Source organism: Gloeobacter violaceus PCC 7421, from assembly GCF_000011385.1.
Taxonomy (GTDB): Bacteria; Cyanobacteriota; Cyanobacteriia; order Gloeobacterales; family Gloeobacteraceae; genus Gloeobacter; species Gloeobacter violaceus.
Genome location: NC_005125.1, coordinates 3,454,350 through 3,468,088 on the forward strand (window position 1 = coordinate 3,454,350; position 13,739 = coordinate 3,468,088).

The 13,739-nt window shown below is 55.3% G+C and carries 14 protein-coding genes and 1 pseudogene; 8 read left to right on the top strand and 7 right to left on the bottom strand.

Translation table 11 applies throughout. The annotated features are described in order from the left end of the window. Positions 1-8: 8 nt before the first annotated feature. Positions 9-749, bottom strand: coding sequence for a Uma2 family endonuclease (locus tag GLL_RS16770; protein WP_164929728.1), 741 nt, complete (start codon positions 747-749; stop codon positions 9-11). Between the two features lie 358 nt (positions 750-1,107). Between GLL_RS16770 and GLL_RS16775 the strand changes: the two genes are divergently transcribed. The 4 genes and pseudogenes from GLL_RS16775 (at position 1,108) to GLL_RS16790 (ending at position 5,540) form a co-directional block, all read left to right on the top strand. Beyond that, positions 1,108-1,548 carry a hypothetical protein gene (locus tag GLL_RS16775; protein WP_164929235.1) on the top strand — a complete coding sequence of 147 codons (441 nt, stop codon included), beginning with the start codon at positions 1,108-1,110 and terminating at the stop codon, positions 1,546-1,548. A gap of 2 nt (positions 1,549-1,550) precedes the next feature. Beyond that, positions 1,551-4,220: a ParA family protein gene (locus GLL_RS16780; protein WP_011143241.1), complete on the top strand. Its 2,670-nt coding sequence runs from the start codon at positions 1,551-1,553 to the stop codon at positions 4,218-4,220. 92 nt (positions 4,221-4,312) lie between these two features. After that, positions 4,313-5,073, top strand: a pseudogene (locus GLL_RS16785) (IS5 family transposase). A gap of 53 nt (positions 5,074-5,126) precedes the next feature. After that, on the top strand, positions 5,127-5,540 hold the full coding sequence (locus GLL_RS16790; RefSeq protein ID WP_011143244.1) for a thiol-disulfide oxidoreductase DCC family protein: 414 nt from the start codon (positions 5,127-5,129) through the stop codon (positions 5,538-5,540). 18 nt (positions 5,541-5,558) lie between these two features. On the opposite strand, the gene GLL_RS16795 is transcribed toward GLL_RS16790, so the two are convergent. After that, complete coding sequence (locus GLL_RS16795) at positions 5,559-6,263, bottom strand: Uma2 family endonuclease (protein ID WP_164929236.1); 705 nt, start codon at positions 6,261-6,263, stop codon at positions 5,559-5,561. Between the two features lie 149 nt (positions 6,264-6,412). On the opposite strand from GLL_RS16795, the gene GLL_RS16800 reads away from it, so the two are divergent. Together GLL_RS16800 and GLL_RS16805 are read left to right on the top strand one after the other, a co-directional pair. Beyond that, complete coding sequence (locus GLL_RS16800; protein WP_164929237.1) at positions 6,413-6,994, top strand: HNH endonuclease; 582 nt, start codon at positions 6,413-6,415, stop codon at positions 6,992-6,994. A 61-nt stretch (positions 6,995-7,055) separates the two neighbouring features. Next, positions 7,056-8,024, top strand: coding sequence for an NAD(P)H-binding protein (locus GLL_RS16805; protein WP_011143247.1), 969 nt, complete (start codon positions 7,056-7,058; stop codon positions 8,022-8,024). 268 nt (positions 8,025-8,292) lie between these two features. Here the strand turns inward: GLL_RS16805 and GLL_RS16810 are convergent, their stop codons facing one another. The 5 genes from GLL_RS16810 to GLL_RS16825 all read right to left on the bottom strand — a co-directional run bounded on the left by GLL_RS16810 (position 8,293) and on the right by GLL_RS16825 (position 12,442). Further along, positions 8,293-9,318, bottom strand: coding sequence for a trypsin-like serine peptidase (locus GLL_RS16810; protein WP_164929238.1), 1,026 nt, complete (start codon positions 9,316-9,318; stop codon positions 8,293-8,295). A gap of 240 nt (positions 9,319-9,558) precedes the next feature. Further along, positions 9,559-11,082, bottom strand: a complete 1,524-nt coding sequence (locus GLL_RS16815; RefSeq protein WP_011143249.1) for a stress-responsive protein Ycf46 — start codon at positions 11,080-11,082, stop codon at positions 9,559-9,561. A gap of 63 nt (positions 11,083-11,145) precedes the next feature. Further along, positions 11,146-11,328, bottom strand: coding sequence for a hypothetical protein (locus tag GLL_RS16820; RefSeq protein WP_164929239.1), 183 nt, complete (start codon positions 11,326-11,328; stop codon positions 11,146-11,148). 300 nt (positions 11,329-11,628) lie between these two features. Further along, the gene (locus GLL_RS22865) at positions 11,629-11,778 is read right to left on the bottom strand and encodes a hypothetical protein (protein WP_011143251.1); all 150 of its coding nucleotides are present in this window, start codon (positions 11,776-11,778) and stop codon (positions 11,629-11,631) included. 121 nt (positions 11,779-11,899) lie between these two features. Further along, the gene (locus GLL_RS16825) at positions 11,900-12,442 is read right to left on the bottom strand and encodes an NUDIX domain-containing protein (RefSeq protein WP_164929240.1); all 543 of its coding nucleotides are present in this window, start codon (positions 12,440-12,442) and stop codon (positions 11,900-11,902) included. Here GLL_RS16825 and GLL_RS16830 point away from each other — a divergent pair. After that, positions 12,441-12,986 (top strand): LptA/OstA family protein, encoded by a 546-nt coding sequence (locus tag GLL_RS16830; RefSeq protein WP_164929241.1) that lies wholly within the window; start codon positions 12,441-12,443, stop codon positions 12,984-12,986. The genes GLL_RS16825 and GLL_RS16830 overlap by 2 nt on opposite strands. Continuing rightward, positions 12,983-13,711: an LPS export ABC transporter ATP-binding protein gene (lptB, locus tag GLL_RS16835; RefSeq protein ID WP_011143254.1), complete on the top strand. Its 729-nt coding sequence runs from the start codon at positions 12,983-12,985 to the stop codon at positions 13,709-13,711. Before GLL_RS16830 ends, lptB begins: the two co-directional genes overlap by 4 nt. The last annotated feature ends 28 nt before the right edge of the window (positions 13,712-13,739 follow it).

Genomic DNA, 13,739 nt, shown 5'->3' on the forward strand with positions numbered 1-13,739 from the left:
GGCTCCGTCTACGGTTGGTCCGGATCCACACCCAGCTCGCGCAGTTTTTGGGCGAGGGCCGCGGAGCGTTGCTCGGCAAGTTCGGCGCGCTGCTCAAGGCGCTCCACCTGCTCCCAGCCGCACAGCAGCAATTGCCCATCCGCGTCCCACCAGCGCAACCAGGGTAACTCCACATCCATGTAGCGCCCTTGCCAGATTCCCAACTCCACGCCCATCAACGCAATCGGAAAGTGACCGTGCAGGTTGGGCGGCAAGCGCCGGTAGCGGCCCGCCACCAATTCGTAGACTTCGACGGCGGCTTTTTGAACTTCGTAGATGCCGTAGTAGGCCGGTCGGATCACCCGCTCGTAGATCCAGAACTTGCCGGTGTAAGGGGTGGTGTCTCTTTCCTCGATGCCGTCGCCGGAAGCAAATTCGAGCACAATCAGCGGTGGGATGAGTTCCTGCCACAGCACGTAAGAACGCCGGTACTGCCCCGGCGGCAACGGCACCACATCCGGCACGTAAAACCAGTCGGGAGCCTCCGCTCCCCGCTCCGGCGGCTCGGTCAGCCGCCAGTAGATGCCGCAGTCCTGTCCAATGGCGTAGTGCCCGTTCGGGTGCAGTTCCGCCAGGCGGGGGCGAATGCTGTCGGTGAGCAGGACGCTCTGGGGGTGCTCCTGAAAATTTTTCACGAAGGTGCCGTCCGACTCCGGGAGCTGGGTGTGGTCGGGCAGGGCGCAAGCGAATGTGGAAGGCTGGCTGACCATCGAACGAACCTCGCGAACAATGTTAGTCAAGATACTAAAAATCCTAGAAGATAAGCACGACATGGATATGAATCCGCAATGCAGAGCGGATTGCTACCACAGAATCAGTCGTTAATCAACATTTGTATTTGCTAAGTGAGTTAGGTTCCATTGTGCTTTTTCGTGAATTAAACTTGGAAAATTATAATAACGAGGTCTGCATCGTATAATCAAAATACTTTTTTTGTTGATGGGTGGCCCCAGCTGTGAGCGAACTGCCTGCATAAACTGATCCATGTTGGAGCAATGCAGTTCTTCTTGTCGAACAACACTTAGTGAACCGTAAAAATATTTTTGAACTGTGGAAGGAAGGGGAAGCTTGTCAGATACTTATGGGAAAAGCATTCAGCTGGGAGCCTCAAGGAGGCGTTTAGAAGATGCGGAAGTTTTGCATGAAAATGGAAGGTGTATTGGTGCAATGTATATAGGAGGATACGCTGTAGAATGTTCATTGAAAGCTTTGATTTGTCATCAAGAAAGAGTGCTTAATTTGAAGGATACTCAAACATATAAAAAAATTCTACAAGGCTACGATTTGCATAACTTATCGCTACTGCTAGGGGCAATACCATCCTTGCAAAGGGCAATTAATCTTGATAAAACAGGACAATACAAACGAGCTTGGAAAACCGTTACTTCTGTCTGGCTCAGTGGTGACTTAAGGTATTCTAAACACAATGGAACAGCTAGCGATAGTAGACCATTTGTTGAATCCGTGAAGGTTTTACACAAATTTATTCTAGAGCGAATGGGTGAATAACCATGGCAAATAGTTCGAGTGATAGTAACGTCGACGAACAAATTAAGCGGTTAATCAAAAAGGCTTTAAAACCGAAGAATAGTGATCAGTTTACTATTGAGATTCAGCGAACAGCATTAAATTGGATAAGACTTAAGATTGTTTCAGATCACTTCGCTGGAAAAATGAAAACAGAAAGAGAGGAAATCATTGACTCGATACTAATCCACGAAAATTTGAGTTTGGGTAAGTATCCATTTGCTGGTTATGAGTTGCTGACGCAAGATGAATTGCTAATTCAACCTCCTCAATTTGTTCAATTGCCATTATGGTCTGAAATCTTAATGGCACCCGAATCGCATCAAGTTATATCATCTCCCGATCAACCGAAACGACCATTGGTAGTTTCTTTTTACTCGTTCAAAGGTGGAGTTGGTCGTACTACTTCGTTAGGAATAGTTGCTGGCATTCTTGCAACTAGGAAGCGAAAAATAGTTATGGTCGATTTCGATTTAGAGGCTCCAGGCTTATCCGCTATGTTCAGGAATGATAGGGAACTGAGAAGTGTAGATAAAACTGGAGTCGTTGATTACTTGTATCAAAGATATTTGACACCGGACGAAGATTGCCCAAAGATACAGGATTGTATTCAAGCAGTAAATCTTGAGCATAGAGGCGAACTTTTCCTCATTCCAGCAGGAAATTATGACGAAGAGTATGTCCATAAACTTGCTGATCTTAACATTGAAACGTTGTATAGAAGAAGTAATAATCCAGTTCTCCGTTTAATCGACGATATTAGTACTGCAGTGAACCCAGATGTAATATTAATAGACTCCCGCCCTGGCTTCAATAATATTAGTGCGGTGTCAATATTTGATTTGGCTGACTTAGCTATAATTTGCTTTACACCAACTGATCAAAGCTTTGAAGGTCTTCGTATAGCTCTTAAGGCTATTAGGAAGCAGCAAGAGTATCAAGGTCGGCCCGATATCCATTTTCTTTTGACACCAATACCATTATTGGCGCAAGAGCAATCCGAAGTGCTTATGGCGCGTGTTGAAGAATGGCTATCCGAGAATTATGGTGTGCCTAACAATCAACTAATTAATGAAATGTATAATGTAGTCTATTACAATGCTAGAACGTTCTTATTAAGAAGCTTAGTAAATGGCATTCCAAAAGAAATTCAGGATGCATACACTTCAATAGCTGACATTATTGACGCGAGTTTGCCCGATGTAAAAAGCGACTTGCCTGGAACAAAACTGAATAAAAATAAAAGCGACCAAATCATTAAAGAACTCGAATTTAAGTCAGCTACTGCTCAAGAACTGGATCCTTCAGAAATACCTAATATTTTTCAAAAAACAGAGGATTTTCCCAGATTTCTTAGCAAAAGTACTTGGCTAATCCGGGGAGCAAAGGGAACAGGTAAAAGCTTATTATTCAGACTCTTTATTGAGCAGGCCAACGAGGCAAGAAAATTGGCTGAAGCAGATGTTGAACTGAAAAACGTTCGATTTGTAGCGGGCCATGGAAGACTCAGCCTAGTTGGTCCGATGTTGGAAAGTACGGACTTAAATAGTTTTGAAGGTCAAGCAGGTGAACTATGTTGGCAAAGTTTCTGGATAAATTATGCACTCTTGCGACTTTGCCATTCCGATCCAAAAATAAGAGAGCTAGCGGATTTAGACCCATCTCTGGTCTCTTTAAGTGCTAGCAATGACTCTTCGCACAGTAAGACTGTCAATTGGTTAGTTGAAAGAGCAAAGAATCCATTGATAGGTCCCAAGAGCATAGACGAGATTCGAACTATAGATAGATGGCTGGGTGATCACAGGCTGCAAATTTGGCTTCTATACGATGAACTTGACGCAGGATTCAGTAGTAATTACGAGCAGAGGAAACGAGCTATAGAAGCATTGCTATCTTGGTGGTTAGAAAGCGGAAACTTGCTTAAAAATATAACGCCGAAAATCTTTATTAGAGAAGATATATGGAATCGACTCGATTTTACAAACAAAGGACATTACACTGGTCACTCTGTTGAACTCCGGTGGGAAGAAGCTGATTTATGGCGCCTAATTCTCAGGCAAGTGCTAAGAAGCTCTACATCATTTACTAAATATCTAAAGGATACATATGGAATTTCTTTACAGCTTTTAGATAACATTTCCCTGGATCAGCTGAGGAAAGGATTGTACCCGTTGTGGGGCGAACGTATGGGGCGCACAAAGAAAGCATACACTTACAATTGGGTTAGAACACGTATTGCCGACGGTAAAAACAATTGTTTTCCAAGGAGTTTAATATACCTTCTACAAAAAGCCGTGAAAATCGAAAAATCACTTTCTCGAGACTACAGCACTGAAATAATACTTCGACCAAAATCATTGATCGAGGCGTTTCCGGATGTCTCCGACCAGCGCGTTGACGAGGTTTGTAATGAATATCCAGAATTCAAAGAGCATTTGGATAAGCTTCAGAGCGAGCGCTCCCCGATTGGAGAAGATCGACTTGCAGAAGTCTGGGACATGCAGGAAAGTGAGGTAATTCTTCAAATAAAAAGTATGGTGGAAGCAGGAATCCTTGTGGAACGTACTCGTCCTGTTGATCCTCCTCCACGGTTGTATGCAGTTGCAGAACTCTACTTGTATGGCCTAAAAATGGTTCGTAAGGGTCAAAGGTAAGCTTAAATACAATCTCTCTCTAATGCTAAGTATTCATCTAGGGCGTGTCATCAATTAGGTAAAGTGGTAGAGCCAGTGCAGCAGTTCTTGCCATGACCCGACGCTATGCCTTGCGCGATGACCAGTGGGAACGCATCAAAGACCTTCTGCCCGGGCGAGAAGGCACTGTCGGCGTTACGGCCAAAGATAATCGTCTGTTCGTGGAAGCCGTTTTGTACCGCTATCGCGCAGGTATTCCCTGGCGCGACCTACCCGAGCGCTTTGGCGATTTTCGAGTTATACATACACACTTCAGACGCTGGTCCCAATCAGGCGTGTGGCAGCAGGTGTTTGAGCAGCTGGCGGAGGAGGCCGACAATGAATACGCGATGATTGATTCGACTATCGTCCGCGCCCACCAACACAGTGCGGGGGCAAAGGGGGGGAGCCTGAGCAAGAGGCAATCGGTCGCAGCCGAGGGGGATTGAGTACGAAGATTCATGCAACGGTCGATGCCCTGGGCAATCCGCTCGGCTTTCACCTGACGCCTGGCCAAGCGTGCGATTTGGAGGGAGCAGATAGACTATTGGCGGACATCAAGAGCGAGATGTTGATTGCCGACAAGGGTTACGACGCAGATGAGCGGGTCATCAAGCGCCTGGCGGCTTAGGGCAAGACGGCTGTGATCCCGCCGAAGCGCAATCGCACGCAGCCGCGCACTTACGACAAGCACTTATACAAAGCCCGTCACCCGATGGAGAACTTTTTTGCCCGGCTCAAGCAGTATCGGGCGATTGCGACGCGCTACGACAAACGGGCAAGCAATTTTCTCGGAGCGATCCATCTGGCCGCAGCGGTCATCTGGCTAAATTGATGACACGCCCTAGAGTAAAATTTAGGGGAGGCAGATCGCTGAGGTGATCCAGTTTGCCTGATGCACAAGGTATTTTACTGATCTACGACGGCCTGTGCAACCTGTGCGTCAACCTGGTGCAGTGGCTCGAACGCCTGGATGAGGGCCGTCAATTTCGCTACGTGCCGATGCAGGATCAAACCGGTCTGGAGCGCTACGAAGTGGCTCTCGGTCAGTGCGAAGCGGGGATGATCCTCATCGATCCCGGCCCGCCCGAGCGCCGATACCAGGGCAGTGCCGCCGCCGAGGAGATCGCCCGCCGGATGCCCGGGGGAGAGGCGGTGATCGCCGTTTATCGCTCCGTACCGGGATTGCCGGGGCTGGGGGACGGTTGCTACGTCCAGATCCGCGACCACCGCTACGACTGGTTCGGGCGGCGCAGCGAAATTTACCGCAGCACCTACCCACCGGTTGCTTCGGTGGTCTGAAAATGTAGGTGTTGCGCACTAACTTTCCGTCAGATCCAGCAGCACCCGAACGGGAACGATCGCATCGGCAAAAGCCGCGGGTGAAACCGACTCATCCTCTGTGCAAATCCTCTCGCTGCGGTATCGCGACGGCCCCGGTCGGGTGAAGACAAAAACTCGGCGGTTGTTGATGTCTACGACCCAATATTCCTTGATGCCGGATCGTGAGTGCGTTTCATTTTTGATGGTGAGATCGTAAGTGAGGGTTGTGTCCGCCACTTCGACTACAAACCGGATGTTCTCGGGCTTTGGGTGATTGGTGACGTACCTGCGGGGGCTCAGCCGCAGGACAGCCATGTCCGGTTCCGGTTGACCCAGTTCGCCCAGTTCCACGGGCTGCTCTCTGCGCAACCGGGCGCGCCCTTCGAACAACCCTTGAAAGCAACTTTCCAGGTTGTTGACGATCTCGGTGTGTACCGGACCCTTCGGACTCATGGAGAAAATTCGGCCATTGATGAATTCGACGCGCTCGGCAGGGTGCAGTATGCCTACCTCGGCCATCCGATGGTACTCATTGGCGGTAAATAGACGCGGGCGGCGCGTATCTGCGGACACAACACAGCCGTTTACCAGTACCTGCTGCTCGTGTGCGAGCAAAATTCTTGCTTCCTGCAGGCGGTGGTACTCGCCCTCGCTGAATGCGCGCAAATGCGGACCAAGCCCTTGTTCAAGCAATGGGGGCATTGTGCATTCCAATGAACCTGCATGATTCCGATGATATCTGGCCTTTTTGTGCTGGGAGTGCTGTTGCTGAACCTCTTTGAGCGGAGTGGAAAAAGCCCGCTGCCCGGCTGCGTGAGCGGCAGTTTGGCCCCCCGGATAGGATGGGTTCCATGCACCGATGCCCACACTGCCTTCAGGATTTTTTGCTGCGCACCGACCCCTGCCCGGGCTGCGTGGATCTGGCCACCCAGCGCTCCCGCGCCAAAAAAGCGAAGGAGCGCCGCGCCGCCTACGACCCGGTGGGCCAGGTGGAGGAGTGGGAATTTTGGGATCTGCTGCGCTGGTACTGTGAGTGTCCCTGCTGCGGCAAGCCCTGGGCCACCGCCGGGATCGTCGCCCGCGACCACATCGTGCCGGTCAGCCGCGGCGGCCCCAACGAGGCAAAAAACCTGCAACCGCTCTGTCAAAGCTGCAACCTCTGGAAGAGCGATCACATCATTTACTTCGACCGCCACTTTCCGGGCCGCTGCGCCCCGCTGCCGGAACACCTGCTTGCTTATCTACCCGCCATCCAGGCGGACCCCTCGGTACAATTGCCCCTCATCGCCCCCGGCACCGTCGATGCGACTCTGCGCTATCCGCAGGCCACCCCCCGCCAACTCGAAGCGATTACCCTCGTCCTGAGCGGCAAACTGCCCGATTGCGAAGGTCAGATTTCGGTGGACGAAGTCGATTTATTGTTGGATCTCTAAAACCTGATCCCCACTTCTGAGAGGGCTGTAACATTTTGTTATAAGCAGTGGGACGGTAACGATGAAGATCCTGGTGATGGGTGCGACGGGCAACCTGGGACGGCAGGTCGTGCGGCGGGCGATCGACGAGGGGCATACGGTCCGCTGCGGGGTGCGCAACCGCGAGAAAGCCCAGTTTCTGGAGCAGTGGGGAGCGCAACTGTTCGGCGGCGACCTGCGCGAGGCGGACTGCTACGAGCCGCTGCTTGCCGATATGGAGGCGGTGATCCTGACGGCCAGCGCCCTGGCCAGCCGCGACGGGCGCGACAAGACCAACAACATCGACAACGTGGATGATGCCGGCATGCGCGCCTTTATCGACGCAATGCGCGGCCGACCCCTCCAGCGGGCGGTCTACACTTCTGTACTGCGCTGCGACGAATTTCCCGACAGCAAGATGATGCGCACCAAGCACAAAGTCGAGGAGCACCTGGAGCGCTCGGGTGTACCCTACACCATCCTGCGGCTGAGTGCTTTCATGCAGGGGCTCATTCCCGAATTTGCCCTGCCGATTCTGGAGAAAAAACCCGTGCGCATCCAGCGCAACCCTTCGCCGATTGCCTACATCAGCACCCTGGATGCGGCAAAGTTCGCGGTGGCCGCCTGCACCCTCCCCATCCTCAATAACCGCACCATCGGCGTGAGCGGCCCCGAAGTCTGGGATGTCCAGGCCATCATCAAGCTGTGCGACGATCTGTCCGGCGTCAAGCAGATACCCAAGGTGAGCATTCTTTCTGAAGGCCAGAAGCGCATCAACGAACTATTGGCCAGAATGCTGAACCCAAATCTTATCGAGCTGTTGCGCTTCAGCGAGGCGTTCGCCACCGGCCAGACCTACAGCGCCGATATGGACGCGGCGGGAGAGCTGTTCGGCATTCCCGCCACGTCGCTAACCAAGGTAGAACCATTCCTGCAGGAGTACTTCGCAATTATCAAGCGGCGTTTGCGCGAAAAGAACTATCAGGAGCCCAAGGTCAAGTCGCCTTTCTAGAGTAGGTGTCAGGATAAGAACCCTTGTCCGTTGAGATCTTCAAGACAACCTTTTCGCCGCAGCCGCCTACCTTTCCAACCTGCGCCAGGCCCACACCGACCCGGTTTCCCGCCTCACCCATCCCTGGTCCGGGGGGTGTCGGGGGGGTGGCACCCCCTCGACGCGGGGAGGTTGGAGAGCGCGAGAGGGGAACCCGAAGGGGGTTCCGCCTCTCGCGCCACAGACTGTCGTGCAAAACCAACCGCAGGCCTCAGGTGCCTGGACCAATCTAATACCCGCTGCTAATCCAAGAACCCAAGGTGCTATTTTTACTCGAATCGATGCGGGTGCCGCTGTTGGAGGAGCCGCCGTTGGTATGGGTGGCGAAGACCGTGAGCGTGCTGCCCGACGACTGGTAGACGCCGCTGCCGCTCTGGCCGCCGTAGGTGTCGATGTTGTAGGTGACCCGGTAGGTGCTGGCGCTGCTCACCGGGTCGTTGTCGTACCACATCGTCGAGCCGCCCTTGTCGCCGGGATACCCGGCGATGTTGCCGGTGGTGCCCACGATCGTTGAATCGTAGCCGTAACCCATCCAGCCGGTGGTGTCGCCCACGGGTGCATTGAGGGTGATAAGCGCCATGTCGTAGTTGGGATCGCTATAGGAGGTCCAGGAGCTGAAGGTGCGGATGTACGTGGCGGAGTAAGCGCCGTAGGGCTGATAGGAACCGCTCTGGCCGGGGATCACCTGGACGCTGACGGCCCAGCCGCCGGAGGAGGGGCTGTAGATGCAGTGCCCGGCGGTGAGCACGTACTTGGCGGCAATCAAAATCCCGGAGCAGCCGCCGGCACCGTAGGGAAACTGGACGTTGAGCTTGGTGACCGCCCGGTAGGGAAAGGTGGTGGTGCTGGTAATCTGCACGCGGTTGTCGGTGCCGATGACGCTGTCGGAGCCGGGACCAGTGGCCGTGCCTTTGCCCCCATCCGGACCCGCGTAAGCGGGGGTGAAGCTGGAGAGGTTGCCCACCGGCAGCTTCACCGGGGCGCCCGTGCGCACCTCACCGGTAAGTGGGTTGTAACCCATTTCTCTGAGGGCCAACGATTCCGGCAATCGGGGACTATTGGGGTCGTAGGACGGTGGGGCGAGGTCCGGCAGCCCTGCAAATGCCGGATCGGCCTGGGCGGCGGGATGGTCGAAGGGCAGTGGCCCGCCCGCAAGATCAGGAACGGGAGGCTGGGCATGGGCAACGGCGCCCATCGTCAACAGCGAGACGCACAGACTGGCACAGAACCCGCGCATGGATGTGATGTGGATCATAGCTTCGGCTCCTCGATAAAAGTCCCGGCTGATACCGACCGCAATCGATACCCGTTGAGGAGCCTATAGGGATGGCGCGCTCCCGCGCACGCTTCAAATGGGCAATTCCCCAAAATCGAGAGAAATCGTAGGAATTGGCAAAATGTGTTGACTTTAATTCACGTCCGGTAGGGCGCTAAAAGCCGCAGGATCAGGCTCTTGCCGCCACCATCCACTCAGAGCTGTTCGCACCGGAGTTCCTCAAAACTCCATGCGCCGGTAATCGGCACTCATGCTGTCGGCCGGCCGGGCACGCTGCTTCGCCCAATTGCGCAAAGCCGACACTTGCTCGGTCATTGTTTGAGAAAGGGGCCTTGTCGATTTGAGGGCGGCCAGAATGTCGAACTGGTTGAACTCCCGGTTCTGGGCAAAGGCGCCGTACATGGCCGCCACCAGCCCTTGCTCAATCTCGGCTCCTGAGTAGCCCTCGCACGAGCTGGACAACTCAGCGATGTCGAAGCCGGAAGTATCGGCGCGCCGCTTGCCAAGGTGGATGCGGGCGATTTCCCGGCGTTCCGTGTCGCCTGGCAGGTCGACGAAGAAGATTTCATCGAAGCGGCCCTTGCGCAAAAACTCGCTCGGCAACCGCTCCACCCGGTTCGCCGTCGCCATCACGAACACCGGAGAGGTCTTCTCCTGCATCCACGTCAAAAACGAACCGAAAATCCGCATCGACGTCCCGCCGTCCGAGTCCGACGAACCCCCCGCCCCCGCGAACGCCTTGTCCACTTCGTCGATAAACAAAATCACCGGCGAAATCGATTCGGCCACCCGCAGAGCGTTGCGCAGGTTCGCCTCCGAACGGCCCACCATCGAACCGTCGTAGACCCGGCCGATGTCGAGGCGCAGCAGCGGCAGACCCCACAGCCGCGCGGTGGTCTTGGCGATCAGCGACTTGCCGCAGCCGGGCACCCCCAGGATCAGTAATCCCTTGGGTTGGGGCAGGCCGTACTGGCGGGCGCGCTCGGTGAAGGCGTCGGAGCGCTGGGTGAGCCAGCGCTTCAGCTCGGCGAGGCCGCCGACCGAGTCGATGGTGTCGTCGAATTCGAGGTATTCGAGGATGCCGTTGCGCTTGATGATCTGCTTTTTTTCGGAGAGGACGATGTCGACTTCGGCTTCGGTGAGTCGTCCGGAGACGACTTCGGCCTTGCGGTAGACCTTGTCGGCTTCGTCTTTGGTGAGCCCGAGGGCGGCTTTGACCAGCTTTTCACGGCCCGCGTCACTCAAGATACGGAGCTTATCGGGAGCTTGACTGAGATGAACGTTCAGCAATTCGTTCAACTCGCCGGGACCCGGGAGGGGAAATTCGACGACGACGACCTCTTTTTCCAATTCGGTTGGGATCTGCTGGATCGGCGACATCAACACGAGGACTTTGTCGGTGCCCTTGAAGCCGGCCACAGCATCGCGCAGCCAGCGCTTGACCGGGGCCAGATCGATGAACGGGTGCAGATCCTTGAAGATGAAGATGCCCGGCTCGCCTCGCCGCACAACCCACTCGATGGCCGCCTGGGGAGAGACTGTGTTGTGCTGGGCGGGCGCCCGCGCCGATCCGTACTCGACGATGCCGTGGGTGAGCGTCCAGACAAAGAGCCGGCGCGTCGGCTCGATTTGGGAGATGGCGGCGATGGCCTGCTCGGCGCGCTCCTCCTCAGAAGTCAGCAGGTAGATGAGGGGATAACGGGCCTCAATCAAGACTTCGAGTTCATGCACGACGATCGCCACCTTTGGGAAGCAGAAAGGGCTCGGTAATCAAAGACTACCTTTACCCCTCTATTCTCACTCGGATTACTCCGCTCGCCGCTTCCCGTCTTCATTGCCCATGAGGTAGGCGATGTTGACCAGCTGCTTGATCACTCCGGTAAGCTGTAGGCTGACGAGCGGGTCAAGCTGTTCTGTAACGCCAAGCACGAAGCGCTCCGAAGAAATCAGCAGCGGCTCCGGTGCCTGGGCCATCGTAGGACTATCCATATTCATTTCCTGTAGTGATGTTTTGTCTGCGCCGGCAGGTGCCAGGCATTCTGTCGATTTGTCGTCGGGACTTCGGATCTTTTAATTCTCAACTGGTTTCAAAACCTGCCGCGAGAGTGGCCAAGCAAGAATGCCGGAGAGAATCCTGCTCCACTGCACCAATCCGACGATTGGACCCCCTACCGGAAAAGTAGAGGATCCGCGCCGTCACCAAGATCCGCATGGATGTTAAACAGCTTCTGTGCAGAGACTTGAAGCCAACCGAAAATAAACTGAACCTGAAGTCCCACCGACCAAAATTTAGAACAGGTTCAGCACGTCACGCAGCAGGACATAGGTGGCCACCAGCATGGCCAGCCGCCCATTCCAGATTTCGGCCTGCGGGGAAAGACCGAAGACAAAAGCGTTACGATCCTGCCCGTTCATCTCAATGTTCTTGTTGGTAGACATGGACGAAGCCTCGAATGTAAAGAATCTTTAAGACTTTCCCAGCTTGCGTTGCCGTGAAGGCGACCGTCATCTGTCTGAAGGCATAGAAGTTTCTAAACACCGACGCCTGTCATTGGGCGAATCATGGCTGCAGGTGCGGTTGAGCCAGCAGCCAGAGGATCAGGCTTTTGCCGTCTTCGATGCGGCCTGAAAGAACACGGCTTTCGAATTCCTCCACCGCTAGCCACTCCAGGGCAATCTCCTCCTCGGGATCGACACCGTAGCCGCTGGCGGGGGAAAGCTCGCCGGCCAGATAAAAGTGGGTGCGTTCGTTGGAGTTGCCCGGCATGCGAAAGACCGGCGGCAGCGTCACCCAACGCGCCGCCTCCAGGCCGGTCTCCTCCGCCAGTTCGCGGCGGGCGGCGTGGGCGGGATCTTCGCCCGCTTCGACGATCCCCGCCGGAAATTCGAGCAAGTCCTGGCCGATGGCGTAGCGGTACTGGCGCACCATCAATACCCGGCCCCCGTCCGGTCCGCTCTGATAAGGCAAGATCACCGCCACCGGCGGCTGCTCAAGGATGTCCCAGGTGCGCACCAGGCCGTTGGCTAGGCGCACGCGGTCGCGAAATAGACGCAATCGGCTGCCGCTGTGGACTGGTTGGCGCTCGAGGCGTTCAATGCTCATGGACAAAATCTCTTCGGCTTCCTGCGCCATGGTACCGGGTACGCCCGGCGGTCGTGGCATCATAGGAAAAAGTGAGGGTTGGTTGAAGATGGGACGAATGGCACTTTGGGCGATAAGCGCGCTGATGGCCGCGAGTGTTCTGATGTCCCAGGCAATTGCCGCCCAGACCGCGAGCCGGGCCGGTGCCGGCGGCGGGGGACAGCTTAAAATCACTTCCGATATTCAAGAAGCCGATACCAAGTCCGGCGTCGTCATCGCCCGCGGCAACGTGCGCATCGAATATCCGGCGCGCAAGGTGGTGGCGACCGCCGAAAAAGCGACCTATCTGAGGGACGAGAAGAAGATCATTCTCTCGGGGAATGTGCGCGTTGTACAGGATGAAAACCGCATGAACGCCGAGGTGATGACTTATTTTATCGACAAGGGTCTGTTTGATGCCCAGCCTCCTTCGGGTAAACAGGTAGAAGCAATCTACACTGTTCCACCGTCCGAAGATCCGCAGGAGCCGCCGCAGAAAACCTCCGAATCCAAGCCGCAGCAGTGAAAATCACCGTCGATCACATCTCCAAGCAATACAGCAAGCGGGTCGTGGTGGACGCGGTGAGTCTCGCCGTCGAGCAGGGCGAGGTGGTGGGACTGTTGGGTCCCAACGGTGCGGGCAAGACCACGACGTTCTATATGATTACGGGTCTGGAGAAGCCCGACAGCGGCAGCATTGAGCTGGACGAGCGCGACATCACCACCCTGCCGATGCACCGGCGCGCCCGGCTCGGCATCGGCTATCTGCCGCAGCAGCAGAGTATCTTTCGCCGCTTGAGCGTCGAAGACAATATTCTGCTGGTGCTCGAGCAGACGCGCGTACCCCGCAAGTTCTGGCGCAAGCGCCTGGAGGAACTGCTGGAGGAGTTCGGCATCGCCACCATCCGCAAAAGCCTGGGTATTCAGGTCTCAGGCGGCGAGTCGCGGCGGGTCGAAATCGCCCGGGCGCTGGCTGCGGGCATGGAGGGGCCGCAGTTTTTGCTGCTGGACGAACCGTTCGCCGGTATCGACCCGATCGCCGTTTCCGACATTCAAAAGATGATCGCCCGCCTGCGCGATCGGGGCATCGGCATTCTGATCACCGACCACAACGTGCGCGCCACCCTCTCCACCACCGACCGGGCCTACATCATGGCCCAGGGGCGGGTCTTCGCCGCCGGCACCCCCGCTGAGATGGCTGTCAATCCGCTGGTGCGCCAGTACTACCTAGGCGAAGATTTTCAGCTTTAGGGCAGGTGTCAGTCTCAGAATTGAAAGC

Coding starts and splice junctions, on each gene's coding strand:
- GLL_RS16770 (WP_164929728.1), bottom strand. CDS start 749: ATGGTCAGCCAGCCTTCCACATTCGCTTGCGCCCTGCCCGACCACACC.
- GLL_RS16780 (WP_011143241.1), top strand. CDS start 1,551: ATGGCAAATAGTTCGAGTGATAGTAACGTCGACGAACAAATTAAGCGG.
- GLL_RS16795 (WP_164929236.1), bottom strand. CDS start 6,263: ATGCCCCCATTGCTTGAACAAGGGCTTGGTCCGCATTTGCGCGCATTC.
- GLL_RS16800 (WP_164929237.1), top strand. CDS start 6,413: ATGCACCGATGCCCACACTGCCTTCAGGATTTTTTGCTGCGCACCGAC.
- GLL_RS16805 (WP_011143247.1), top strand. CDS start 7,056: ATGAAGATCCTGGTGATGGGTGCGACGGGCAACCTGGGACGGCAGGTC.
- GLL_RS16810 (WP_164929238.1), bottom strand. CDS start 9,318: ATGATCCACATCACATCCATGCGCGGGTTCTGTGCCAGTCTGTGCGTC.
- GLL_RS16820 (WP_164929239.1), bottom strand. CDS start 11,328: ATGGATAGTCCTACGATGGCCCAGGCACCGGAGCCGCTGCTGATTTCT.
- GLL_RS22865 (WP_011143251.1), bottom strand. CDS start 11,778: ATGTCTACCAACAAGAACATTGAGATGAACGGGCAGGATCGTAACGCT.
- GLL_RS16830 (WP_164929241.1), top strand. CDS start 12,441: ATGGACAAAATCTCTTCGGCTTCCTGCGCCATGGTACCGGGTACGCCC.
- GLL_RS16825 (WP_164929240.1), bottom strand. CDS start 12,442: ATGAGCATTGAACGCCTCGAGCGCCAACCAGTCCACAGCGGCAGCCGA.